At 33.0% G+C, this 25288-nt stretch carries 26 protein-coding genes; 7 read left to right on the forward strand and 19 right to left on the reverse strand.

Going from position 1 to position 25288, the window contains the following annotated elements:
• Positions 1 to 333: 333 nt before the first annotated feature.
• Entirely contained in the window at positions 334 to 981 is a 648-nt protein-coding gene (locus AC1Q7L_RS00940) for a DnaJ domain-containing protein (protein WP_492305795.1), read from the forward strand.
• Between the two features lie 258 nt (positions 982 to 1239).
• Here AC1Q7L_RS00940 and AC1Q7L_RS00945 read toward each other — a convergent pair whose 3' ends face one another.
• Entirely contained in the window at positions 1240 to 2037 is a 798-nt protein-coding gene (locus AC1Q7L_RS00945) for a DcaP family trimeric outer membrane transporter (RefSeq protein ID WP_492329367.1), read from the reverse strand.
• 884 nt (positions 2038 to 2921) lie between these two features.
• Here AC1Q7L_RS00945 and gcvP point away from each other — a divergent pair.
• Entirely contained in the window at positions 2922 to 5780 is a 2859-nt protein-coding gene (gcvP, locus tag AC1Q7L_RS00950) for an aminomethyl-transferring glycine dehydrogenase (protein ID WP_410690968.1), read from the forward strand.
• 83 nt (positions 5781 to 5863) lie between these two features.
• Here gcvP and AC1Q7L_RS00955 read toward each other — a convergent pair whose 3' ends face one another.
• The 3 genes from AC1Q7L_RS00955 to AC1Q7L_RS00965 form a co-directional block, all read right to left on the reverse strand.
• Positions 5864 to 6283, reverse strand: a complete 420-nt coding sequence (locus AC1Q7L_RS00955) for a DUF1801 domain-containing protein (protein WP_492305793.1) — start codon at positions 6281 to 6283, stop codon at positions 5864 to 5866.
• Between the two features lie 226 nt (positions 6284 to 6509).
• Positions 6510 to 8060 carry an HD domain-containing protein gene (locus AC1Q7L_RS00960; protein ID WP_492305792.1) on the reverse strand — a complete coding sequence of 517 codons (1551 nt, stop codon included), beginning with the start codon at positions 8058 to 8060 and terminating at the stop codon, positions 6510 to 6512.
• Positions 8061 to 8212: 152 nt separating this feature from the next.
• Positions 8213 to 8926 carry an AAA family ATPase gene (locus AC1Q7L_RS00965; RefSeq protein WP_492305920.1) on the reverse strand — a complete coding sequence of 238 codons (714 nt, stop codon included), beginning with the start codon at positions 8924 to 8926 and terminating at the stop codon, positions 8213 to 8215.
• 838 nt (positions 8927 to 9764) lie between these two features.
• On the opposite strand from AC1Q7L_RS00965, the gene AC1Q7L_RS00970 reads away from it, so the two are divergent.
• Positions 9765 to 10100 carry a DMT family transporter gene (locus AC1Q7L_RS00970; protein ID WP_492305791.1) on the forward strand — a complete coding sequence of 112 codons (336 nt, stop codon included), beginning with the start codon at positions 9765 to 9767 and terminating at the stop codon, positions 10098 to 10100.
• 188 nt (positions 10101 to 10288) lie between these two features.
• Here AC1Q7L_RS00970 and AC1Q7L_RS00975 read toward each other — a convergent pair whose 3' ends face one another.
• The 4 genes from AC1Q7L_RS00975 to AC1Q7L_RS00990 all read right to left on the reverse strand — a co-directional run bounded on the left by AC1Q7L_RS00975 (position 10289) and on the right by AC1Q7L_RS00990 (position 13205).
• Positions 10289 to 10903: a DapH/DapD/GlmU-related protein gene (locus AC1Q7L_RS00975; protein ID WP_492305790.1), complete on the reverse strand. Its 615-nt coding sequence runs from the start codon at positions 10901 to 10903 to the stop codon at positions 10289 to 10291.
• A 40-nt stretch (positions 10904 to 10943) separates the two neighbouring features.
• Positions 10944 to 11600, reverse strand: a complete 657-nt coding sequence (locus AC1Q7L_RS00980) for a glycosyltransferase family 32 protein (RefSeq protein WP_492305789.1) — start codon at positions 11598 to 11600, stop codon at positions 10944 to 10946.
• A 193-nt stretch (positions 11601 to 11793) separates the two neighbouring features.
• Positions 11794 to 12774: a hypothetical protein gene (locus AC1Q7L_RS00985; protein WP_492305788.1), complete on the reverse strand. Its 981-nt coding sequence runs from the start codon at positions 12772 to 12774 to the stop codon at positions 11794 to 11796.
• A gap of 2 nt (positions 12775 to 12776) precedes the next feature.
• Positions 12777 to 13205: a hypothetical protein gene (locus AC1Q7L_RS00990; protein WP_492305787.1), complete on the reverse strand. Its 429-nt coding sequence runs from the start codon at positions 13203 to 13205 to the stop codon at positions 12777 to 12779.
• A 199-nt stretch (positions 13206 to 13404) separates the two neighbouring features.
• Between AC1Q7L_RS00990 and AC1Q7L_RS00995 the strand changes: the two genes are divergently transcribed.
• Complete coding sequence (locus AC1Q7L_RS00995) at positions 13405 to 14481, forward strand: sensor histidine kinase (protein ID WP_492305786.1); 1077 nt, start codon at positions 13405 to 13407, stop codon at positions 14479 to 14481.
• Complete coding sequence (locus AC1Q7L_RS01000) at positions 14478 to 15206, forward strand: LytR/AlgR family response regulator transcription factor (protein WP_066757467.1); 729 nt, start codon at positions 14478 to 14480, stop codon at positions 15204 to 15206. The genes AC1Q7L_RS00995 and AC1Q7L_RS01000 overlap by 4 nt, the downstream gene beginning before the upstream one ends.
• Before the next feature lie 261 nt (positions 15207 to 15467).
• On the opposite strand, the gene AC1Q7L_RS01005 is transcribed toward AC1Q7L_RS01000, so the two are convergent.
• The 3 genes from AC1Q7L_RS01005 to AC1Q7L_RS01015 form a co-directional block, all read right to left on the reverse strand.
• Complete coding sequence (locus AC1Q7L_RS01005; RefSeq protein ID WP_492305785.1) at positions 15468 to 16094, reverse strand: class I SAM-dependent methyltransferase; 627 nt, start codon at positions 16092 to 16094, stop codon at positions 15468 to 15470.
• Positions 16095 to 16153: 59 nt separating this feature from the next.
• Positions 16154 to 16888 (reverse strand): DNA-formamidopyrimidine glycosylase family protein, encoded by a 735-nt coding sequence (locus AC1Q7L_RS01010; RefSeq protein ID WP_492305784.1) that lies wholly within the window; start codon positions 16886 to 16888, stop codon positions 16154 to 16156.
• Between the two features lie 77 nt (positions 16889 to 16965).
• Positions 16966 to 17508, reverse strand: a complete 543-nt coding sequence (locus tag AC1Q7L_RS01015; protein WP_492305783.1) for a hypothetical protein — start codon at positions 17506 to 17508, stop codon at positions 16966 to 16968.
• A gap of 167 nt (positions 17509 to 17675) precedes the next feature.
• On the opposite strand from AC1Q7L_RS01015, the gene AC1Q7L_RS01020 reads away from it, so the two are divergent.
• On the forward strand, positions 17676 to 19031 hold the full coding sequence (locus AC1Q7L_RS01020; RefSeq protein ID WP_066757480.1) for a deoxyguanosinetriphosphate triphosphohydrolase: 1356 nt from the start codon (positions 17676 to 17678) through the stop codon (positions 19029 to 19031).
• Between the two features lie 91 nt (positions 19032 to 19122).
• Here AC1Q7L_RS01020 and AC1Q7L_RS01025 read toward each other — a convergent pair whose 3' ends face one another.
• From AC1Q7L_RS01025 to AC1Q7L_RS01050, 6 genes are all read right to left on the reverse strand, one after another.
• Positions 19123 to 20196, reverse strand: a complete 1074-nt coding sequence (locus tag AC1Q7L_RS01025; protein WP_492305782.1) for an NAD(P)H-dependent flavin oxidoreductase — start codon at positions 20194 to 20196, stop codon at positions 19123 to 19125.
• Positions 20197 to 20220: 24 nt separating this feature from the next.
• The gene (locus tag AC1Q7L_RS01030; RefSeq protein WP_492305781.1) at positions 20221 to 20601 is read right to left on the reverse strand and encodes a nuclear transport factor 2 family protein; all 381 of its coding nucleotides are present in this window, start codon (positions 20599 to 20601) and stop codon (positions 20221 to 20223) included.
• Between the two features lie 74 nt (positions 20602 to 20675).
• Entirely contained in the window at positions 20676 to 21407 is a 732-nt protein-coding gene (locus AC1Q7L_RS01035; protein WP_492305780.1) for an SDR family NAD(P)-dependent oxidoreductase, read from the reverse strand.
• A 7-nt stretch (positions 21408 to 21414) separates the two neighbouring features.
• Positions 21415 to 21633, reverse strand: a complete 219-nt coding sequence (locus tag AC1Q7L_RS01040) for a tautomerase family protein (RefSeq protein WP_066757493.1) — start codon at positions 21631 to 21633, stop codon at positions 21415 to 21417.
• Positions 21634 to 21882: 249 nt separating this feature from the next.
• The gene (locus AC1Q7L_RS01045; RefSeq protein WP_492305779.1) at positions 21883 to 22416 is read right to left on the reverse strand and encodes a YceI family protein; all 534 of its coding nucleotides are present in this window, start codon (positions 22414 to 22416) and stop codon (positions 21883 to 21885) included.
• Positions 22417 to 22640: 224 nt separating this feature from the next.
• Entirely contained in the window at positions 22641 to 23213 is a 573-nt protein-coding gene (locus AC1Q7L_RS01050) for a Crp/Fnr family transcriptional regulator (RefSeq protein WP_492305778.1), read from the reverse strand.
• A 212-nt stretch (positions 23214 to 23425) separates the two neighbouring features.
• Between AC1Q7L_RS01050 and AC1Q7L_RS01055 the strand changes: the two genes are divergently transcribed.
• On the forward strand, positions 23426 to 24358 hold the full coding sequence (locus AC1Q7L_RS01055) for an SPFH domain-containing protein (RefSeq protein WP_066757502.1): 933 nt from the start codon (positions 23426 to 23428) through the stop codon (positions 24356 to 24358).
• A 55-nt stretch (positions 24359 to 24413) separates the two neighbouring features.
• Here the strand turns inward: AC1Q7L_RS01055 and AC1Q7L_RS01060 are convergent, their stop codons facing one another.
• Both AC1Q7L_RS01060 and AC1Q7L_RS01065 read right to left on the reverse strand, forming a co-directional pair.
• Positions 24414 to 24761 (reverse strand): DUF4377 domain-containing protein, encoded by a 348-nt coding sequence (locus AC1Q7L_RS01060; protein ID WP_492305777.1) that lies wholly within the window; start codon positions 24759 to 24761, stop codon positions 24414 to 24416.
• A 70-nt stretch (positions 24762 to 24831) separates the two neighbouring features.
• Positions 24832 to 25170 carry an Mpo1-like protein gene (locus AC1Q7L_RS01065; RefSeq protein ID WP_410690943.1) on the reverse strand — a complete coding sequence of 113 codons (339 nt, stop codon included), beginning with the start codon at positions 25168 to 25170 and terminating at the stop codon, positions 24832 to 24834.
• Between the last annotated feature and the right edge of the window lie 118 nt (positions 25171 to 25288).

The raw sequence follows: 25288 nt of genomic DNA on the forward strand, positions 1-25288 counted from the left end.
CGGCAAAGCCGCCGCCGAAACCCAGAAAATGAGCTCAAACAAATGCTACGATCAGGGCTAGGTATTTGCCGTTCTTTTCAACCTTCACTATCACCACAAAGTTTGTCATTCCGCAGGAATCTCACCAAAGATTTTACAAAATAATTCCGAAAAAAATAAGACTAGATTCCACTAAATGGATATTGTAGCCTTCCAACCTTCGCTGAGTGAAACGCCTTTGTGAACGAAAAATATCCTCAATCATTTCAAAAAAATCTTTGCGACCTTCGCGTTAAAAAGAGATTGCTTCGCTTTGCTCGCAATGACAAATTCCTTATTTTTGCATAGCTACACATGAAAGATTACTACTATTTTCTCGGTATTTCACAGGATGCTTCAGAAGAAGACATCAAAAAAGTGTATAGAAAACTCTCCATAAAATACCACCCGGATAAAAATGATAACGACGATTTCTTTTCGGATCGTTTTCGTGAAATTCAGGAAGCGTATGAAACGTTGAGTGATAAAAGCAGGAGATATGCGTATGACCAGAATTTAGAAAGTCATCAGAAAAGTTTTAGATATAATATTCCGCCTGCGATCAAGACTTTTACAGCGAATAAAATTCATGCGAAAAAAGGAGAGGAGATCATTATTAATTGGCAGACAAGCAATGCTGATGTCGTGAAAATTCTACCTTTTGGATTAGAAAAACCTTACGGAGAAAGAATTTTTAAAATAACTGAATTCAAAGATGGTAAATTTCAGCTTTTGCTTCATGTAACGAATTCACTTTTACATAAAACTGTAGTTCAGGCCATCACGATCACAGAAGTTTTTGAAAATGATGCGGAAAAATTCAGAGACAAAGCGGAAGCCTTATTCAAGTCGCAACCGAGAACAGTTACGAATCGTCATGGTCAGCCCAAAATTATAAGAATAATTGGGGCGATAATAGTATTAGCAGTTGCTATCTATTTTTTAATAAAAAGTTTTAGCTAAACTAAGCCATTTTCTTTCTTCCAGGGCACTTTTTACATCTTTTTCCTTTCTTAAATTTTTTGCAACAAGATTTCTTTTCGCAAAACATATCTTCATTATTGAAAGCAAATGCTGGAGTTAAAGCCGGAACTTTAAACGGGACAATCATATTCATGTTGCAAATATATTAATTTAGAATAAATATAGATAATAAATTTTCATAAATTATATGAGTGCTGATTAATAACAGTTTATCCCGCTTAAAATGCCTTATTTATTTTAAAAGTTTAACGCAATTGATGACTGAATTCGCCATGCTTCAGCTTTTTGGTCTTGAAAATTTCTTACTCTTCCATAATTTCCTTCAACACCCATTCTCAGTTTTTTTAGAGGTTGAAAAACAAGATTAAGTCCAATATTCTGAAAGTTCTTCGCCAGATCTTTTGGAACAAAATCTTTATTACCAACTTTTGAATAACTTACATAAGCAACCGAAGACCATTCCGGATTCCACCAATGTTCGTACATTCCGACAACATTGAAAAGTGGGAGAGTTTCTAATAAATTTCTGTTGGCGGGATTAGGCACGGCATCATATTTTTCACCATTCAAATCACTGTTATTAGTTGCGTATCCGCTTCCATAAGAAGTTTGAAATCTGAAACTGTTAAGGTCATTAATATAACGTCTTGCCGATATAATGGCTCCCCAACCAATCATGGTTTTAGTTTGATAAGCATCATCTAAGGAATATCTTATATCATAACTTATAGGAGAAATAAGTGCTCCCATTTTTACATAATCTTTCTCATCTCCATAGCGGTACATTGCCGTAAAAGTAGGAATCACTGCTCTTTTTTTCCAGTTTAAGGAATCAATTGGTAATGAAATACTTGGCGTATTTGGATCTTCCAATGAGAAGGACAGATTTTCTTTTGGCGAAATTTTGGTAGAATAACGAACCTGCATTCTTCGGTTGAATAATAATCCGTCAGGGCCAATAAAATCAAAAATATTAGGAAAGATGTCAGGATCGGAAAAGTTCTCCATGTTTGTCCGGCAATCCATTTTTTCCATTTGATGTAGCCTTGTCGGAATCTTGGAGCGGTTGTTCCGTTGGGACCATAAAGATCGACTTCTACATAAGCAGAAAAATTATCGTCGCCTTTAGGATTTCTTTGTTTAATTCCCAATCCGATTTGCGACTGTTTTACACTGAAATTACTGCTTGCAATGTTCCGTTGAGGAACTGTGATAGATTGTGCAGCAAAACCCTCTATCGATTTCATATCCTGAAAATCTACCGTGTAATCTGTCTGAACAAAACCTTTAAGATATAATTCCCATTCGTTTTGATCTTCGGCTTTACTTTTTGTAAGTGTGATTTGCGCATGGGTTTTGATGTTGAATATTAGGATAATACTCAATGAGGCCGTAAGCCTTTTTGTTGTTTTTTTCATTTGTTTGTGTTTAAAAGCTGTCTTATTTACTTATGTTTTCATCTTTATTTAATTTTAATTGGTTACTATTTTTTAGAATAAATTTTTCACATTTTTTTGGTTTGTTTAAAATAATTTCAACTGAATTAACTATTGCTTTTTTATTTTGTATTTATTTGATTAATAATATTTTAAATGATAAAAAACGAAACTACGAAATTAATTTTTAAAGAGTCTTGTTTAAAATATCTACCAATTAATGAAATATTGAGTAAATATTTTTTAGATATTAATAATTGTTTTTAAAAATTAATATTGAATTATTAATAATTTAAAATAAAATCCATAAGAATGATAGATGAAAACTAAATTGAATTTTAATCAAAAAAATATCCGAAAGTCATTAGTTTTAAAAACGATAGAGATCAATCTTTGCTATTTCAATAATTTTAGAGTGTTGTGCAATCCTGTAAAAAATTGTAATTTTACCCATCTTTTTACAAACAAAATCTAATATAAAAAATGAATACAGAACAGTTTGTGAGCCGTCACATTTCCTTAAATGAAGCCGATAAAGAGGCGATGTTGGAAAGAGTTGGCGTTTCAAGTATCGAAGAGTTAATTTCTCAAACCATCCCTTCTTCTATCCGTTTAGAAAAAGATCTTGAAATCTCAGAACCGCTTTCAGAATACGAAATGCTTATCCATTCTAAGGAATTGGCATCGAAGAATACTGATTATACAAGCTATATTGGTTTTGGATATCACAATACATTGTTGCCATCGGCTATTCAAAGGAATATTTTTGAAAACCCGAGCTGGTACACAGCTTACACACCTTATCAGGCGGAGATCGCTCAGGGTAGATTGGAGGCTTTGCTGAACTATCAGACTGTTGTATGCGATCTTACAGGTTTTGCATTAGCAAATGCTTCATTATTAGATGAATCTACAGCTGCTGCAGAAGCAATGCACATGTTCTTTAATAACAGAACGAAAGATCAGAAAAAAGGAGGTGCCAACAAATTCTTCGTTTCCGATCTTGTTTTACCTCAAACAGTTTCAGTTTTAAAAACTAAAGCTGAAGGATTGGCAATCGAGATCGTTGAAGGTGACCACAAAACGCACCAATTTGACGAATCTTATTACGGAGTTTTATTACAATATCCAGGTAAAAACGGTGTTGTTTTAGACTATACAGAAAACATCGTAGAATACAAAAAATTAGACTTACAAGTTGTTGTAGCTTGTGATCCGATGGCTTTGGTTAAACTAAAATCACCTGCTTCTATGGGAGCTGACTGTGCAGTTGGTACTTCACAGAGATTTGGTATTCCATTAGGTTACGGAGGTCCTCACGCAGCATTTTTCTCTTGTAAGGAAGATTATAAAAGAGATATTCCGGGAAGAATTATCGGGGTTTCTCAGGATATGTACGGAAAACGTGCATTGAGAATGGCTTTACAGACTAGAGAACAGCATATTAAGAGAGAAAGAGCGACTTCAAATATTTGTACTGCTCAGGTTCTTTTAGCTGTAATGGCTGGAATGTACGCTGTTTACCACGGTCCGAAAGGATTAAACTATATCGCTGATCAGATCCACTTTAAAGCAAACGCTTTGAAAAACGGTCTTAAAGCATTAGGATATGAAGCAGTTGAAGAGCCAATTTTCGATACTGTAAAAATCTTGTTGAATGAAGATGAGAAAGGAAGGTTAATGAGAATGATGCTTGATCACAGACTTAACTTAAACTATTTCACAGAAGGCGTTGTAAGTGTTGCGATCAACGAAAGTACTACATTGGACAAATTAAATGTTCTAATGGCTTCTTTCGCTCAGTTTAAAGATAAGCAGACTTTCAAATTAGAAATAAAAGAAGGATACAGCATTCCTGAGGAGAATTTAAGAAAAGACGAAATTCTTACAGAAAGTGTATTCAACAAATACCATACAGAAACGGAATTGATGCGTTACATCAAACGTTTGGAAAGAAAAGATTTATCATTAACGCATTCAATGATTTCTCTAGGTTCTTGTACAATGAAACTGAACGCTGCTACTCAAATGTTGCCACTTTCTTGGGATAACTGGGGAGCTGTTCACCCATTTGTACCGGTAGACCAAGCAGGAGGTTATCAGGAAATGATCAGAGAATTGGAGAAAGATTTAGCTGAAATCACTGGTTTTGCAGGAACTTCTCTTCAGCCAAACTCTGGAGCTCAGGGTGAGTATGCAGGATTAATGGTAATCAGAGAATATCACATTTCAAGAGGCGAAGGTCACAGAAATGTAGTATTGATTCCTCAGTCTGCACACGGGACAAACCCGGCTTCTGCAGCAATGGCAGGAATGAAAATCGTTGTTGTTAAAAACCTTGAAAGCGGAGAAATTGATTTCGAAGACTTAAAAGCTAAAACAGAACAACATTCTGAAAACCTATCTTGTGTAATGATCACGTATCCGTCAACTTACGGATTCTTTGACGCAAACATTAAAGAAATTACAAGCTTGATTCACCAACATGGCGGACAAGTATATATGGACGGTGCCAACATGAACGCTCAGGTTGGATTCACAAGTCCTGGAAACATCGGAGCAGACGTTTGTCACTTGAATCTTCACAAAACTTTCGCTATTCCTCACGGAGGTGGAGGTCCTGGAGTTGGTCCGATCTGTGTGGCTAAACACTTGGTTCCATTCTTACCTACCAATGCAAACATCAGAATCGGAGCTAAAGATGCTATTGAAGGGATTTCTGCAGCGCCTTACGGTTCTGGATTGATCTTAAATATTTCTTACGCTTACATCAAGATGCTAGGAACTTCTGGATTGAAAAAAGCAACGGAGCACGCGATTTTAAATGCTAATTATTTAAAAGAAATTTTAGCTGAACATTTCCCTATTTTATATTCAAATACTGAAGGTAGAGTAGCGCACGAGTGTATCGTAGATTTCAGACAGTTCAAAACGTTAGGAATTGAAGTGGCTGATGTTGCGAAAAGATTGATGGATTATGGTTTCCATGCTCCAACAGTTTCTTTCCCGGTTGCAGGAACATTGATGATCGAACCTACAGAATCTGAAAGCAAGTCTGAAATCGACCGTTTTGCAGAGGCTTTAATCGCTATCAAACATGAGATCGATGAGATTGCTAACGGTGAAGCTGATCAGGCGAACAACGTATTGAAAAATGCTCCTCACACTGAACAATTGGTTATCTCCGATTCTTGGGATAAACCATACAGCAGAGAAAAGGCAGCATATCCGCTAGAGTGGGTGAGAGATCACAAATTCTTTGCTTCTGTTTCAAGAGTTGATGAAGCTTACGGAGATAGAAACTTAGTTTGTACTTGTGAGCCGATTGAAGCTTATATGTAATAGAATCTTCTAGATATAAATATAAATTCCTCTCAGAAATGAGAGGAGTTTTGTTTTTTCAGTGTTTAAGATTTAGAAAAAATTTATAACTCCTTTATATATTCTATAATCTCTTCCAATACTTCAATATGAATGTCTTTTAATGTTTTAAACTTAATACAATATCCACTTACACTTGCTTTTCCTAGCTTTTTCCCATAGGTTTCAGCTAAAAATTTTTTATCCTCAATACCAAAAATATAAACAGAAATTCCAGTCGTATTTGCACTGAGACCAATTTTATAAAACTCTTTTGTTGTTCCGTTTGTATATTTTATCGTGTGAAGTCCGTATCCGATATTAGGATTGGAAACAATTTTACCTTCACTGTCTTTACCATCCAAAAACCATAATTTGCATTCAGGCATTATTTGTTTGATGAGATTGTCCAATATCTGCATTTCACTGCGTTTTGGTTCGGGTTGGCTGGCGATGTATTGTTTGATTTGTTCTTCTATGTTCATGGAAAGTATCAAATTATGACTTACTGCTTTAAATCAATCAAATATAAAACAAAATTAGAAATGAAAATTTCTTTTATGTTTAATAGTATAATCATTATTTTTTGAGTAGATGAAGCTTAAGGAGAAAGAAATTTGGTTTGTACTTGTGAGTTGATTGAAGCTTATATGTAATTAAAAGTTTTTTAGAATAAAAAATCCCTTTCGGTGATGAGAGGGATTTTTTTTCTTATTTTATTTCATTCAATTTTTGAATTATTGGTGCAAATTCTATTAAAATTTGATTTTTATAATCTGTGAATTCTTCTGGAGTATTGAATTGCCTTCTTAAATATATTCTAAACATATGTATCTCACATTCTAAAATTTTTAATTCTTTATTAAAATTTTTCCAGTCTTCTTCTATAATATAATTATTATCGGTCTTTTTAGCTATTTTAATCTTTGATTTATCTTCATCTTTAAACACCTTATTAGGAAAATTATCTACAGCTACATAAATATTTTTATCTTTTAATTTCGAAATACTATCACTGATTTGTTGTTTAATTTCTTTTAAATTTTTTAAATTCTCAATTTTATCAGTTGGAGTTATAACTATTTTAGTTTGATAAACCCTTTTCCACAATTTTCTTTCTAGCAATTCATTTAATACATTTAACTTTTCAGTGTCAGTAACAAGTTTATTTTTTAATGTATTCCATAAAAATATTTCATCTGAATTTTCCCAATAAAAGTTTTCTAACTCTAAATAGGTTTTTGCATCAATTACAGATTTTCCATTTACTATATCTTCACATATAAAATCTAACATAAGGTTTGCTGCTCTATTTGTTTTATGGAAATATACTTGATTATATAAATGAGTCCTTGATTGTATAAATCTGATTACAGAATCTATTCCACTTTCTTTTATGCATAAAGTAATTTTATTTTTTATTTTGATAGGTACAAATGACATTAAGAGCCTACTCAGATCATAAATTCCATATTTAACTCCAGAGAAGTAACTGTCTCTATATAAATAATCCATTCTATCTGCATCTAAAGGAAAACTTGATATAATAGAATTAAAGTAATCTGTCATATCAATAGAATTTACTTCTATTTTTACATCTGAGAACTTAGGTTCTATCATTTTTATAATTCTAATTGGATCTAATTGTTTAATTATTAGATTTTCTTCTTCGGAGAATTTAATTGAATTTTTTAAAGATACATTTTTTAAGTTCTCAATTATTTTAATTATAAACAAGCAAGAAATGGTTTCGTGATTTACTCTCTTCTTTTCATTTTTTATAATATTTTTAAAATTTTCATTATATTTATTTAAATCCTCTTCAGATTTTAAAATTTCAAATAATTCTTTTCCAGTTAAAGTGTATTGGTCAAATTTGTGAGCCATTGGTCCATGACCTACATCATGAAGAAGTGCTGCAAGTCTTAGTTCTTGAATAAAAATATCTTCCTTTTCATCAAGTATATCTTTTACTGAACAGAATTCGAAATCTTTTGGAGAATCCGATTTATATTTCTTTTTTTTATAATTTCCTGCTAAATAATTATTATTTGAGTTAACATATATTTGATAGGCTAAATGCATTACTCCGATTGAGTGTTCAAATCGTGTGTGGTTTGAGCTTGGAAATACTAAATATAGAAAAGTATTCTGTTTTATTCTTTTAAGTCTGTTAAAAGGTTTTTGAGAAATGACCCATTTCTCGATTTCTGATAATTTAATGAGTCCATGAATTGGATCCAGAATGTTTCCTGTATGCATGTTTTTAGTTGTTGGTTATTAGTGTTTCAAATATAGTGTTTATTGAGGATTATTTAAAAAATAAAATATCTTGCACATTATTCTGCAAGGCATGTTTGTATTTTGTTTAATTTATCTTACAATCTCATTGAAAGGTCTTCTTCTTTTATATCTTAAATAGACAATTTAATTTCCAACTTCTCAATCAACCTACCTTTCACCGCCGTAAAAGCATAATCCTTCGCCTCCGCAAAAGAAACCTCATATTTCTTATCAATATTTCTCAAATCCTCAGGAAATTTAGACAATAAATTATCATAAAAACTGTCCAAAAATTCTTTAGAAGGCATTTCATAATTAATTTTCAATTGAAAACGTCGTAAAATAGCAGTATCAATGATTTCGGGATGGTTGGTGGCGCAAAGTAAAAGCGCATTTTCAGGATAATAATCGATCAGCTGAATCAAAGTATTCACAAGCCTTCTCATTTCGCCCACATCTTTATCGTCGCTGCCTCTGGCTTTCCCAATCTGATCTAGTTCATCAAGAAAAAGAACCGATCTTTCGCGACCAGCTTTGTCGAATATCATTTTAATATTTTGAGAAGTTTCTCCAATTCGGGATGAAACAATATTGCTGAGGTTTAAGATCATAATATTTTTCCCCAGCGCATTGGCGATCGCTTTTGCTGTCATCGTTTTTCCACAGCCCGAACTTCCCTGAAGCAGAACTTTATTGTTAACTGGAAGTCCGTATTCCTGAAGTTCTTTGATGTAGGTGTGTTCCTTGATGAGCTGTGCAAACTGTTCCTTATTAGATTGATCAAGGAATACGTCATTAAGCGTTATTTCTTCTTTGTCCTGAATAATAAGGTCGTACAGATTCATGATAGCAGATGATTTTTTATAAATTCTCTGCAAAGATAAAACTTTCAGTTGTGGGAAAAAGAAAAGCCGAACATTACGCTCGGCTTGACTAAAAAAATATAATTAAAAATTTTGTTGCGTTGAAATAGGTTTTCGCTTTATGTTTTGTCTGCTCTTTTACTCGGGTTGAGTAAAAGAGCGCGCAATCCGAAATACAGATCAAAAACATAAATAACCAATGTGTAAAAGTTTTCTAGAGGCTATATCTCTTTAGAAGGCTTTAATTAGTTTTTCTCTTCTCTTCTTGCTGTTACGAAATAAGAAGCGAATACTATTAAACATGTTGCGATTCCGATGTAAGTTACCATTTTTTGTTTTATTTATAATTAATTAGAGTTTTATTGCTTATTTTTCAATTGCAATATTACTACTTTCAAACTGTATGCCAAAACAAATAATACTGATGTTTATCAGTGAGTTATGATGCTGTATTCTTAATTTTTGCCACATATTTGTTTACATTAATTTAATATATTATAAAAGATTTTTGCCTATATTTATTGTCTTATTCGTAAAATTTTATCAATCTGATAATCGTTTTACGTCTTGTATTTAAGAGTTGATAATACAAAACAAAAGAAATGGCGTGCATAATATTGTCCTAATTAATGTTTAAAAACATGAATTTTTTTCCTAAAAAAAAGTTTTCATGTTAAGGAGATTTATTATTTATTCTAAAAAGTGTGAATTTTGTACGTGAATTTTTGTCAGTTTCTGTGCATAAAATGACAGTGACAATTCTGCCGAAAAAAAATAACTGTCAATTTTTGCTACTTTTGTAAATCAAGTTTAAAAAATTATGGGACGAAGTTATATCTATCTTATTTTAGCAATTGTTTTTGAAATTATTGCAACAACTTTTCTGAAAAAATCCGAGGAATTTTCAAAATTGATACCTTCAATAGTTACGGTAATAGGATATTCGGCGGCGTTTTATTTTTTAAGTCTGACGCTTCGTCAAATACCGGTTGGAATCACGTATGCGATCTGGTCGGGTGTTGGGATCATATTTATTACGATCATTGGTATTGTGGCTTTTAAACAGATTCCTGATCTCCCTGCCATCATCGGAATTGCCCTGATCGTGATTGGAGTGATAATTATTAATATTTTCTCAAAAATGGGAACGCATTAAATTTATTCATCAAGATTGGTTTCCTTGAAAATCAGAATAATCAATCTTAACTATACTTAACTCCTTAAATTATTCTTAATGGTTAAAAAAGAAAATTATTTTTTCAAATACTTGACAATTAAAGTATTAAGAATAATTTAAGGAGTTAAGAAGATTAAGTTTAACTTAGAGTTATAGAAAGTGATGTCTTAGATGTTCCCATCTTTCACCTGTTCAATCAATTCCAGTCTTTTCACAATACTTTCTTTTGGTAAAATGGTACCAGGCGATAGAACAGCATTAGCTCCAATCCTCGAATCATCACCAACCAACGCTCCGAATTTTTGAGTATTGGTTTTAATAATTTCAGAATTAAAAAGCACCGAAATCGTTTTATCTTTTCTTTCGTTATAATGATTGGCGCAGATAGATCCCGCTTCAAAATTGATGCGGTTTCCGATGATGCTGTTACCAATATAATTAAAGTGAGCAACGGCTGTATCATTAAAAATAATGCTTTGCTTGATCTCGTTTCCGGGTCCGATTTTCACATTTTCTGCAATATAAATCGGACCTCTTAAATAAGCATTAGCACCAACGAAAGAATTTCTGCCAATAATGATTTTTCCTTTAAAAATTACATTCTGCTCAACGATAGCGGTTTGATGAATGGCAGTTTCTCCTGAAATTATAAAATCATCATCCAAATGAGTAAATTTTTCACCTAAAATTGTCTCCAGATTATCAATAATTTCCCAAGGTTGAGGGCTTTCGTCTGAATTAAAATCCGAGAAATTTTGAATAAAATCGGTAATGCTGATCATTTGTATAGGTGTTATTTAAAATTGAATACTAAAAACAAATTTAAATAATAATATCTTGAGTTTTTTGTTTCTGTTTCCAATGTTCGGTTCTTTTTTCGTAGAGAAAAAATTTCCCGAGCTTATATTTGAATTTTAAGTAGCCCCGAAACTCAATACCGTCAAATAATCTGTATGAAATTTTAGGATTTTCCTGTAAAGATTCTCTTATCGCTCTGCTAAAAACGGTTGGGCCGGTCGTTGCATGAATATTGTGGGGATAACGGTGTGTTTCAATATTGTCAAGCATTAATTCTAATGTTTTTTTTAGAAAAGGATGTTTTTTATTAAAAATAAGTCCCCATTGCACGTATAGATTTTTATGCCTTTCTGCACTGATAACGGCATCGTCTTCATCTCGTATCAATTCTTTTAAAGGTCTTGTGATAGAGCTGTCTATATCTAAATAAATTCCTCCTTTCTTATATAAAATTGCGTATCTGAAAAAATCCGCTTTTGCAGCTCCGATCGTCAGTTTATTGTAACTTCTAATATATTCGGGCGGAAATTCATCAGTTATAAATTTCTGAATATCATTGTCATCGTAAAAGAAATAGCGGTATTCCGGGTTTTTCCTTTTCATATTCCAAATATGTAATCTCGTGAGTAAAGGAAGGTTTTTAGATTTAAAAGTTTGAAATATTTGTTTAGGTACAGCCATATTTTACAGATTTAATAATGCGTTATGAGCAAGCTTTAATGTTTAGTTTCGACAGTTGCAAATTTTAACTTTAAAGTTATTTTATCTTAAAAAAATATTACAACTAGATAGTTATTCTAAGATTTCTTGTCTTTACATTAAATATTTGATGAAAAGTTTTGCATTAAGTTAAATGCTTGTTTAAAATAAATGATTATTTTTTTCTGGGCTTTCCAAAAGGATTATAAGAAACTCCGACATTGAAATAAAAGGAAGGTTTGGGTTTGGCTTCAAAAATATAATCCTTGAAAGATTCTTCTTTATCAAATATTCTGGCATTTGGAACTGCTCTTATGCCTGTTTTAAAGGTTCCTATGAAATTTGAGCCTAAATTATGTTCATAAATTACTCCGGAATTAATCGCCAATTGCCTGAATTCATACGTTTTATTGGTTTGATAAAGGTAAAATGAAGTATTACTCATTTCCGAACCTAAAGAAATACGTCCGTTTGAAAAAATATCTTTTCTTATCAAAAGTTTTTGAGGTAAAATAATATCAGCAACCCAGCCATTGTCGAATTTATGTTCGTAGGTGAAAATTGGGATTACAGGAACCTGCGTGCTCGGATCGATCATAATAGCTAAACCTACAGTCATTTTCGTTTTAGCATTGGCTTTTAAGACGATATTTCCGGTTACCATTCCTCGGATTCTTTCAAAATGTTGATCGCTTCCATCTACCGAAGCTGTCGCTGAGTAAATGGCAATTTTATTGAATAACTTTGAAAAATAAGTGAAATTTAACGCTTCTGAATGATAATGAAAATCAGCTTTATTACTATTTTCATTAGAAAATAATGAGTTTGCATTCTCAGTTTCAACAGAAGTATAACGATAATTTAAAGCTGTGCTTAACATCCATTTTCTGTTTTTAATGAAATAAATATTAGCATTTGCGTTGATCTGACTAAAATTTTTAACCTTGTTATCAGGCAAGTCAGCTCCCTGAAATGCTGAAGAATAATTATAAGGTGTAACTTGAGTATATTCGACATTCAGATCACGTGCCTGCGGGAATTTATCTGTGACAAAAGCAACCAATTTTTGCGGAATGCTGTCTCTTTTTTGTGCAGAAACAATATTTTTAAATGGAAAAAAGGCAAGTGGAACCAAAGCTTTTCTAAAGTTGTTCATTGTTATTTTATTTTTTTAATTGTTGATTGAAAGAAGTTGAATAAGAATATTTTGTCATAAAATATTTCAATACTGTTTTCGATGATGAAATCTGTGTAAAGACGGGTGTTGGTATTCATTTCTTCTTCCACAAAAACGAACCATATTTCCTGCAACTGCCTTTGTCTTTTAAAGGATTCGTAGGCGTTGAGATCGAATATTGAAGAATGTTTCAGGTCATAAAATAAAATTCCTTTTTTAATGCCATTTTCCTCTATAATATTAATAGGATGGTGGATGTAGTTAATAATTTTTATATCCGAATGGTAACATTCTATGAAATGATGAAGGTCAATAAGCTGAATTACTTTTTCTTCTTTTTGAGAATCTGTCATAAAAAAACATTCTAATGTAATTTGTTCTGTGAGTTCCTGAAAAACGGCTAATTCCATAAGCAAATAAATTATACAGGAGCAAAGGAATAGAGAATACAGCTTGTAGTTCGGGATTTTATACCAAAGCCTTTACATTTTATACCAAATCCGGGGCGTTGAAATTTTGTATAATAAAATGACGTGTTCGTATAATATTATACTGTTTACTTCCGTTATTAGTTATTTTTGTTGTTCTTTAAAAACTGAATAAAATAAAATGAAATACGGTTCGCACGCGTTGAAAGATAAACTGTTTATAGATTTTCTTATGGAAGACCGATACAAGTTTCTGCGTCATTTGGTATTTCTCATTTGTTTCTTTTTATTCTTATATTTCACCCATTTCTGGCATTGGTACGTTCCGGAGTATAAATATTACATTCTGCTGTTTGTATATTTTTCATTGATTTTAATGGCTTATATAAATATTTACATTTTAGTTCCAATGTTCTTTTTTAAAACACATTATGCTTCCTATTTTATATTGTTAATCATTTTAGGTGTCGGAGGATTGAATCTTATTGGATATTGTTTCAGTCATTATTTTTCAGAATATAAAATTCCTACCCTTCAGGATGATGAGCGCAGGGGAGGGCTGTACGAAGGAGTGATGATGTGTATTCCGATCATAATGATCAGTACAACAGTGAAATTATTGCAAAAATGGACGAGAGATAACAACAGAATTACTGAGCTGAGCAACCTTACTTTAAATATGGAATTGAATGAGTTGCGAAATCAAATCAACCCGCATTTTCTATTTAATATGCTTAATAATGTGAAAGCGTTAATCAGAACCGATCCTGAAAAAGCATCAACCGTTATCATCAAACTATCAGAATTTTTAAGATATCAATTGTACGAAAACAGCGAGGAAAAGACATTATTAACCTCCGAAATCGACTTTCTATCTAATTTTCTTAACCTTGAAAAAATAAGAAGAGAAAATTTTTCTGTTGAGATTGATAGTAAAACGGATAAAAGAATGTTGAACAGCACATTTATTCCACCCAATTTATTCACCACTTTTGTTGAAAATGCAGTAAAACACAGCGTTGAAATTGATGATAAAGATTCTTATGTAAAGATCAAAATTGAAGTAGAAAATAAGAAATTATATTTTATCTGTACAAATTCTCAAAACCCAAATTATTCTATTTCGGATAAAAATTATGGAGGTTTGGGATTGGCAAATATCAAAAGACGTCTGGAACTTTTATATCAGGATCAATACAGTTTAAACATCGTTTCTACAGATAAAGAATATACCGTAAACTTAATAATTCCCGTATGAATTGCATTATAATTGATGATGAACCATTGGCAAGAGCAGAAATGCAGTCGCTGATTAATGAAGTTTCCCAACTTGAAATTCTTGGGAAATTCTCCAATGCACCCGCAGCGATAGAGTTTTTGAAAACGAATGAAGTGGATCTTATTTTTCTCGATATAGAAATGCCTTTGGTGACGGGATTGGAGTTCGCAGAAATGCTTCCAAAACAAACTTTGATCATTTTCACAACAGCGTATTCTCAATATGCTTTGAAAAGTTATGAGCTGGAAGCGGTAGATTATTTGCTTAAACCTATCGACAAACAAAGGTTAGAAAAAGCCATAGAAAAAGCTGTTCTATACAAGGAACTTTTGTCAAGAGATACGGTAAAAAATACGGTAGAATCTAATACAACAGATTTTTTGTTCATTAAAGCGGACAGAAGATATTATAAAATTAATTTTTCAGAGATTAAATTTATTGAAGGGTTAAAAGATTACGTGGTCATTCATACTCAATCCCAAAAGTTGATCACAGCAATGAATTTGAAAACAATTCATCAGAAGATCTCAGAGGATATTTTTTTGAGAGTGAGTAAATCGTATGTTGTGAATATTAATTTTATCGACTCATTTGATAATCACAATATCTATATTAATGATGCAGAAATTCCTCTGGGAGAAGTTTACAGATCAGCTTTTTTCACAAGATATTCTGGTGGATCTCTAAACTTGGATGGTAATTAAATAGGTATTAATAGCCGACCTAGGAAGCTGTAGCGTTAAGAAAATGAATTCTGTGAGCGTTAAGAAAATTCTTATGTTTGAAGCGCGAGACAAATTCAGAATTGAAGAACGACAATTGAATTCGCGCAAGTTTTAGAATTTTTAGTGAATAGAAATCATTTTTAGCTACAGCTTCCAGTCTTGAATTTTTGGTCCGTTTGCTTCAAGGCAAAAGGACATATTAAAAAAAAGAAAAGTAAATTTTGTTGAAATTTCCAAAAATTATCTTTTTTGTCCTACAAACCTAATCACAGACCCCGTTCCATTATGAAAAACGCCTTCATTAAGCTCAATTTCAGTTTCTAATAATTCAATAATATCATAATTTGGGAAATCAGATGTAATTTCATCGATAGAAAATAGTGAACCTATATCTTTAGGACCACCAATTTTTTCATTTTTCAAGACCAATTCAAGATGATTTTTACTGAAAGCTTCAAAAATAATAAAACCTCCTTTACGAAGATATTTGTCTAACATTTTGTGAATTGATGATTTAATATCAGCCGGAAAATGGGCATAAATAAGAGCAATCGCATCAAACTGTTCTTCCTGAAAATCCAATGTCTGCAATTCGCCAACCTGATAATCAATCTTTACATTGTTGATTTCTGCAAGCTGTAATGCTTTATTTTTTCCTTCAGAACTGATGTCAAAAGCCGAAACATTCCATCCAAGTTGAGCCGCAAAAACAGCATTTCTTCCTTCACCTTCAGCGGGGAAAAGAATTAAGCCCGGATTTAGTTTTTGTAGTTGATCTTTTAAATAATTATTGGGCTTTGTTCCGTACGCAAATTCATCATTGCTGTATCTTTCGTCCCATCTGTCGAGCCATGTGTTGTCGGTCATTGTATCGTTTTTAAGTTGTATAAAAGTAAGATATTTCCTTCTTCTTAAAAACATGATTTTTAATACAGTTTCTGATCTTTTTTGCAATAAAAACTGCTTCTTTTCCCGAGTCCTGTATTTTTCTGGATGAGCTTTTGTCCGCAAATTGGACATGTATTTTTGCTGTAAACCTGCCAATGTTTTTTCAGGACAGACTGGCTTTTCCATTTTAAGAAATCAAAACTGTAATTTCTGGCTTCGGCAATGAGTTCTTTTACCTTTTTCGGAGGTAAATTTCCTAGTAAACTTTCGGGCTGAACTCCAATTCTGAACAAAACTTCATTCTTAATAATATTTCCGACACCTGAGAAAATATCCTGATCCATCAAAGCATCGCAAACCATCATTTTAGGATTTGAATCTAATTTTTGTTCGGCTTTTTTAGTGTTCCAATCATCGCTCATGACGTCGGCTTCCCAATCTATTTTCGATAAGAATTCGAGATCGACTAATTTTACGTTGCAGGTATAAAAGTACATTCCGCCAGTTTTGAATTGTAATCCTAAACGTAAATTTTTCTCAGATTGCAAATGTTCATCAACAATATAAGAACCGAACATCAATAAATGAATTCTAATGGCAAATTCATCAAAAACAAGATATGTTTGTTTTCCAAAAGTTCTGATTTCTTTTAAAATTTCACCCTTCAAAGACTCTTTTTCGAAGTTGGCATCTCCGAATACATCAATAACTTTTTTACCTGCAAATTTTTGCAGATCTTCTTTCATTAACAGGATTGTTGGACCTTCTGGCATACGCTGATTTATGCTTTCATAAATTGCAATTAGTTTGCCATGATTTTAATTTTAAATTGAATTTTGGTTTAAAATTTTCACTTATGCAAATCGTTAAACATTTCAACATATTTTTGTTTAAAAAGCCTTTCTGCATTTTCAGGAAAACGAAAACCGTCTGGTCCTACATAAATTTGCGTTGTTTTTGTGTCTTTATCAATTGATCTTATTTGATTGTATTTTGTAAGCCAAACATCAAAATGTTCGATCAATTTTGAAGCTTCATCCAATAATTCCGGAGGCAAAAAATGTCCATTGTTGATTAATAAATCTCTGATGTGCTGATTAGATTTAAAAATGATCTCATCTTCATAATAAGGATCATATTCAGGAATTTTGGAGTATTTATTTTGAAAGCCAAGTCCCAATCGATTCAAGTGAATATAAACTTGTCCCAACAATTCTACGGTATTTTTTCTCCATTCAAAATGGGAATTATCTTTACTTGACAGTTGTTCAAATTCTCTTTTGAGAACCGCATTGTGTCTTTCTGTTCTTTTGTGAAAAAAGTAGGCAATGGCTGATGTAAATAAAGCAATCACAATCGAATTGCTTATTATTTGTTTTAATAATTCTGACATGACGAGTTTTTTTGAGTTGGTTATTAGCAATCACTAAGTTAGATTGAAATGTAGAAAAAATTTCAGGTATTTTTACGGAAAATCATTGGTTTTGAAAATGAGGTTTTTTAGAAAAAATCATCTTATTAGTTCCTTAAAATTAAAATTTGAAGTAATTTTGAAAAATGATGAACTTGAATCAGATTTTTACGAATCAGCGCACAGGAAATAATCCACATACCAAAGCTTCACGAACAGATTTTCAGAGAGATTTCGACAGAATTATCTTTTCTTCGGCATTCAGAAGACTGCAGAATAAAACGCAGGTTTTTCCGCTTCCGGGAAGTGTTTTTGTACACAACCGTCTGACGCATTCTTTGGAAGTTTCGTCCGTAGGAAGAAGTTTGGGGAGTGTTATCGGAGAATTTATTCACGATAATTATCAAAGTGATCTGACGGAAGATTCAAAAAGTTTTTATCTTCACAATTTAGGAAATGTAATAGCAGCAGCCTGCCTTTGTCATGACGTTGGAAATCCTGCGTTCGGACATTCAGGAGAAGATGCCATTGCAAGCTATTTTGATCGAAATGAAAATGATCTTAAACCTAAATTCAACGAAAAAGAATGGGCTGATCTGGTTAATTTTGAAGGAAATGCCAATGCAATTAGAGTTTTAGCTCAACAACAGCAAGGGAAAGATGCGGGAGGAACTCAGTTAACGTTTGCAACATTGGCGAGTATTGCGAAATATCCGTGTGAAGCGATTGCAAGAGATAAGAAAATTATTCACAGAAAGAAATTCGGGTTTTTTCAAAATGAAAAGGATATTTTTCTTGAGATAGCAAAAGGAACAAATTTAATCTCAGAAAGCGAAGAACCGCATATTTTTAAGCGACATCCTTTCGTTTGGTTGGTGGAAGCTGCAGATGATATCTGCTACAATATTATCGATATGGAAGATGCTCACAGATTGGGTATTGTTTCAACTGCTGACTGTCAAAACCTGTTTTTTGAGTTGGTGAAATCAGAAACCGATGATGTTGATAGAGTCAAAAGAAAGCTTGATTCTATTGGAAATGATAACGAAAAAATTTCATATTTACGAGCGAAAGTTATTAATGCTTTAATTAATAAGTCGATTTCAATGTATAAACAGAACTTTGATAAAATTCTTGAAGGAAATCTTGACAAAGCTCTGCTCGATATGTATAAAGGTGAAAATAAAGCATTGCAGGATATTGCAAGTTTTTCTGTCGAGAAAATTTACAATCATAAAGCGGTTGTTGAAATTGAAAATGCCGGCTATAATGTAATGTATGAATTGTTGGATCATTTTATTCCTTCAATTTTAAAATCAGAAGAAAAAATTAAATCTTACGATATAAAAGCGTTGAAATTAATCCCCAAACAGTTCATCTACGAAAACGGAACTGATTATCAAAAAGTTCTCGGCGTGATCGATTTTGTTTCAGGAATGACAGACAACTATGCAACCGATCTTTACAGAAAAATCAAAGGAATTGATATTGGAATGACCATGTAAATTTTTGGCAGGAAAGATGGAAGTTGGAGGCTAGGAGTTTGTTTTAGTCAAAATAAGAACTTCCAGCCTCCAACTTCAAACTTTTAGCAAATCAACCCAACAATTCATTTGCATCTTCAATTAATGATTTCATTAATGTTGATGCTTTTTTATGTTTTAAAATTGGAGCAATTTGTCCTGACCAGAAGAAAACTAATTCATGTTTCTTTTGTTCCAGCGCTGCTTTTCTCATGGATGAAATGAAAGTTGTCTGCAAAGGAAACGGCAAGGTTTGATCTGTTGCGGTTAAGAGTTTTCTTGTGATTTCTGTGGTAATTCCGCGTCCTAATCTTCCGGTGTACGCTCTGGAAAGGGTAGTGGATTTTGCGGCATCTGAAAAGAGAAATTCTTTGTGAATCGGCAATGCTCCGGATTCGTCGGTTGCTAAAAATGCAGTTCCGATTTGTGCGGCTTCTGCTCCTAAAGTCATTGCTGCAGCGATTCCGCGACCGTTGGCAATTCCTCCTGCGGCTACGATTGGAGTTTTCACTTTATCTTTAACCAATTGAATTAATGCGAAAGTTCCCGTCGTTGAAAGCTCGGCTTTATCCAAAAACGAAGGTCTGTGACCGCCACTTTCAAAACCGGATGCGACAATCACGTCTACACCGATGTTTTCCAAAGCGATGGCTTCGTCTAACGTTGTGGCATTTCCGGCAACGATCGTTCCCTGATTTTTCAATCTTTCAATGATATCCTGATCCAAAAGCCCGAACATGAAGCTGAAAACTTTAGGTTTAATATCAAAAACAACCTGCAGCTGATTCTGAAATCTCGACTCAAAAGAGGGTGGAAGCGCAGGAACTTCAATATTTAAACTGTCATAATAAGGCTTGAAAATTTCAACCGTCTTTTTGTATTGATTCTCAGTATGTTCCTGATCAATAATGTCATGATCGTTTACCCAAAGATTGAGATTGTAGGGTTTGTCTGTCTTTAATTTTATCTGTTGATCAATTTCATAAATTTCATCGGGAGATGATGTGTAAGCTCCGAAACCGCCCAATCCACCGAGATTGCTGACTGCAGAGGTCAACTCAACTGTTGATAATCCGCCACCAAAAGGTCCCTGAAAAATTGGATATTCTATGCCCAATAAATCTGTTATTCTGTTTTTATTCCACATGATTTTGATGATTTTGGTTTAAAATTAAAGTTCTACATCAGTTAATGTTTTATTGACGATGAGCCATTTACCATCAATTTTATGGAAAGTTATAAAATTATAGTAATTAAAATCATACATTTTTACATTTAATTTTGCTGTGGCAATTGTGTTTATCACGTCGATAGAGATGATTGTCGGCTTAAAATCTTTACCTGATTTTTGAGGACTTATTCTGCTTCCGACACCTTCAATATATTGTGTGGCGGTTTTGTAGTAAGGAACTCCTTTTATATCTCCGAAAAGTAGAGCATCTTTATGGAAAACCTGTTTCAAAAGCTCGGTATTTCCTTCATAAATTCCTTTGAAATAATATTGCTCGATGGCATTTCTTATCTCTGTTTCTTGTACTGTGTCTGTTTTCATGACTTTGATTTTTTGAGCAAAGCTGCTTACCGGAAAGATAAACAGCCATGCAAATAATAGTAAAACTTTCATTTTTACAAATTATGACCTGCGCCCATTCCTCCATCTACATTAATAATGGCGCCTGATATGAATGTATTTTTAGCAATAGCATGAACCATTTGAGCTATCTCTTCCGATTCTCCAATGCGGTTAATCAGATGAATTCCCGCATTGTTATCTATACTTTCATCGTGCATCGGCGTTCTGATCAGGCCTGGTGCAACGACATTTACTCTGATATTATCTTTTCCGAATTCTGCTGCCAGTTGCAATGTCAAAGCATGAATTGCTCCTTTGCTTGAAATCGGTGCAGTTGAAGGAGATTGTGCGATCGCGTGATATACAAGCGGAGTTCCGATATTGATAATAACTCCATCTTTTTGTTTCTGCATTTGAGGAATTACGGATTGCGTTGTGAAGAATGTTCCTTTTAAATTGGTATTTAAAAATCTGTCTAAATAGTCTTCTGTAACTTCTAAAAACGGTTTGTTTTCGTAAATTCCTGCATTATTGACCAATACATCAATCGAACCAAATTTTTCAAGAGCCGTTTTTGCCAGTTTTTCTCCAACTGCTTTATCGGCAACGCTTCCTGCGACCATTGCAAGGTTTTCGCCTGCTCCCAATTCGTTGTAAACCTGTTGTAATTTTGATTCTGTTTGTGAATTAATGACCACATTATCACCTCTGTCAAGAAAGTAACGGGCAATTTCTAAGCCGATTCCTGATGACGCACCTGTAACGATTACTGTTTGTTTTTTCATGTCTGATTTATTGTTTTTCAGTTGAAAATCCCTGTTCTTTCAGGACGGTAACCTGTTCTCCGGCGTATCCCCAGTTGTCGTCTTCGATTTCATTGATCACGATGTGTGTCAAATGTGGATCTTTATTCAAAACTGTTGTTACAGCCTTACTTATTTCTCTGATTAATTGTTGTTTTTTTTCGCGATTAAGATCTTCGCGCAAAACATCTACTTTTATAAATGGCATGATGTTAAATTTTAATTGTTAAGTTTATTTGAACTGTTATTTTAACCGCAAAAGAGACAAAAGCTATTTGGACATTTAATCTTGTTTAATTATTAGAAAACAAAGTTTTGCAAAAGAAAAAATCAAAGATTTTTTTAAACTTATGTGTTCTTTTTGATGTTTGTTAATGAGCTTAAGAAAGCTTATGAGTTAATCTTTTGTGACTTTTGTGGTTGAAATAAGAATTGAAACAAATTTGTTGTTAATAAATTATTGTGCGTCTGCAACTAAGTGAACATTCAGATCGAAATTATTGTAGATCAAAGTATCTCCAAGATTGCTGAAGAAATTGGATGATCTGAATTTGATATTGAATTTTGTTCTGTCGATGACAATTTTAGTGTCTAAAACTGCAACGTTGTCTGTCTTCACGATCTGTAAAGTCGTTTCTAGTGAATGTGTAATTCCTTTGATGGTAAGGTCTCCTGTTACGTGGTAAAAATTGTTTTCACCCGGTTCTGCGTGTTTGATCTCGAAAACTGCATCAGGAAACTGATCTGAGTTAAAGAAATCATCAGAAGCCAAATGACTTGCAAATTGTGCGTTTGTCTCAGAATCATCGATGTCAAGAATTTTGATTGATCTTGTGTTGATGACAAATTTTCCTGAAGAAAGAATGTCATTTTCAAAATTGAAATTTCCTTCTTTTACTTCGATTGTTCCGTTGTGGGCTCCGGTTACTTTTCTTCCGATCCATTCAACTAAACTGTTTTCGCTGTTTACTTTAAAATTTTTTGTATCCATTTTGATTTGTTTTAAATGATGATACAAATGTCAGCCGATTGTAGGAAAAAGTTACGTGATGTAGATCACGAAATATGGGAAGTTTTTAAGGGATGGAAGATGGAAGATTGGAGCTGGAAGATAGTGCGGTCGTGAATTTTTTAAGAGATTTGCTTTTAACAATCAGAAATTACCACTCCAATGGTAGCTTCTAACACCCATCTTCCAACTTCCGACCCTTCTTACTACTGATGAAGCCTGCTTAAAGTCTCTCTCGTGACTCCCAAATATGCGGCAATCAAATGTTTAGGAACTAAATTGTACAATTGAGGATACAATGCTAAAAGCTCTTCATATCTGAATTTCGCATCGTTATTCATGAAGGAAAGAAGGCGTTTTTGGGCTGCAACATAGCCTTTATTCGTTCGCCACCTGAAAAAATGCTCAACCTCATGGATTTCTTTGCAAATTTTCTCTCGGTCTTCATTTGAGATTGACAAAATACTTGCATTGGTAATACAGTCAACATTGATGGTTGCTCTGTTTTTGCTGTAAAGTGCGTCAAAATCGGTTACCCACCAATTGGGCATTGCAAACTGTAGGATAAACATTTTCATACTGTCATTAAGGTAGAATGCTTTCAGGCAACCGTCGACAACGAAATATTCATGATCTACGAAATCTCCTTCCGTGATCAGCATTTGTCCTTTTTTTAATTTGATTATATTAAAATGTGAAAAAACATATTCAAACTGTTCGAAAGTAAGAGTAGTAAATTTTGAAATGTGTTCCTTTAATATTTCTCGAGCATCAACCATAATGGGTAATTAATATTCAAAAATAGGTTTTTTATTAAAATATTTTCTCAAGAGTCTGAAAAATAATTTAAGTTTTAAATCAAGTAAAAAGTGTTTTGGTTTTCAATGTATTAAATATGATTATTTTACCTATTTTTGAAAATATGGACTTTGAAAAATAAGCTTCATTTAACAAATCGTAAATAAATACGACATATTAAAAAAATAAAACTATGATATATTTAGGTATTTTGGTCTTTTTCGGACTGATCACATTATTTGCTTCTTTTTTCACGGTAAAGCAGGAATCTGCGGCAGTTGTAGAAAGATTAGGTAAATTCTTAAAAGTAAGTCATGCTGGTTTGCATTTGAAAATTCCGTTTTTGGATCAGATTTCTAAGCGTCTGAATTTGAGAATTCAACAATTGGATGTTATTATTGATACCAAAACGTTGGATAATGTTTTCATTAAAATGAAAGTTTCTGTACAATATCAGGTGATCAGAGAAAATGTAAAAGATGCATATTATCGTTTAGAAAATCCTGAAAATCAAATTACATCTTACGTTTTTGATGTCGTACGTGCAGAAGTTCCAAAAACGAAATTAGATGATGTTTTCGTAAGAAAAGATGATATTGCGGTTGCTGTAAAAAGTGAATTGCAGGAAGCAATGCAAAGTTATGGCTATGATATTATTAAAGCTTTGGTAACCGATATTGATCCGGATGAACAGGTAAAACATGCCATGAACAGAATCAACGCTGCAGAACGTGAAAAAACTGCCGCAGAATACGAATCTGAAGCGCAAAGAATACGAATTGTTGCCGTTGCAAAAGCTGAGGCAGAATCTAAAAAACTTCAGGGACAGGGGATTGCAGATCAAAGAAGAGAGATTGCAAAAGGTCTTGAAGAGTCTGTAAAAATGCTGAATGCTGCAGGAATCAATGCACAAGAAGCTTCGGCTTTAATTGTAGTGACACAGCATTATGACACTTTACATTCCATCGGAGCAAATAACAGAAGTAATTTGGTGTTATTGCCCAATTCGCCACAAGCAGCAAGCTCTATGCTGAATGAATTGGTTGTTTCTATGGCTGCAACGCAGAAAATGGATGAAGTTAATAAAGCGCAATTACCCGAACCTCCGAGAAATCATGAGCATTAAGATAGTTTGATGAAAATGTAAATCCCTTTCAATGCATATTGAAAGGGATTTTTTTTTATTTCTTAGTTTTAGAAACTTCTTTCACTAAGGTATACTTGATTGAAGAACCATCCATTGGCGGATTTTCAATTTTTTCTGTTTTTACTTTTAAGACATATTCATAACCCGGTTCGTAAGTGAACCCGTCAATATTACTGTAAAAATTAGTCCAGGTTCCTGATTGGGTTTCTTTCACCTGAAGACATTTCATTGGAGCAACTCCTGTACAATCTACAGTTTGTGGCCCGACGATAAATGTTTTTTCGTCTCCACCGGAAGCGTTGGTTGCTGCTGTACATTGCGTAATTGCAAATAAAGCTGCCGTTGCAATTGTTCCTTTTAAAATTGTTGTAATACTTTTCATAAGTCTGATTTTAACTCGTAGGCGACAATTTCTGTGCCGAAACTTTTTTAGATTAAAAATTTAACCAAATCTATTCCCAAGGCTGTTTTGGCTTACTGACTCCAATAAAGCTTTGCCTTCCTATCAACAATTCAAAAAACAATTTGAAATCAGAAATCAGTGACCACAATGGATATTTAAAAGTAGCAGGTTTATTTTTTTCGATCAAAGCGTGGCTTAACCAAGCGAAACCGTAACCAAAAATAGGAACGTACCATAAGAATCGTTCTTTTCCTGAGCTGATTACATATGCTATCACGAGAAACACGAGTAATGTTCCGATAAAATGAAAAACTCTGGTTCCTGTTCTACTATGTTCGGTAAGGTAGAATTGGTAGAATTCTTTGAATGTTTTTATTCTTTCAGACATGGCGTTATAGTTTAAGTTCTTGATTAACATAAAGCAATAAGTTCGCCAATTTTTAAGCAAGATCATTAAAAGTAAAAAGGCAAAACTGCGAGATTGCAATTTTGCCTTTCAATATGTT

The organism is Chryseobacterium sp. GW823-FHT05E08, from assembly GCF_058795655.1.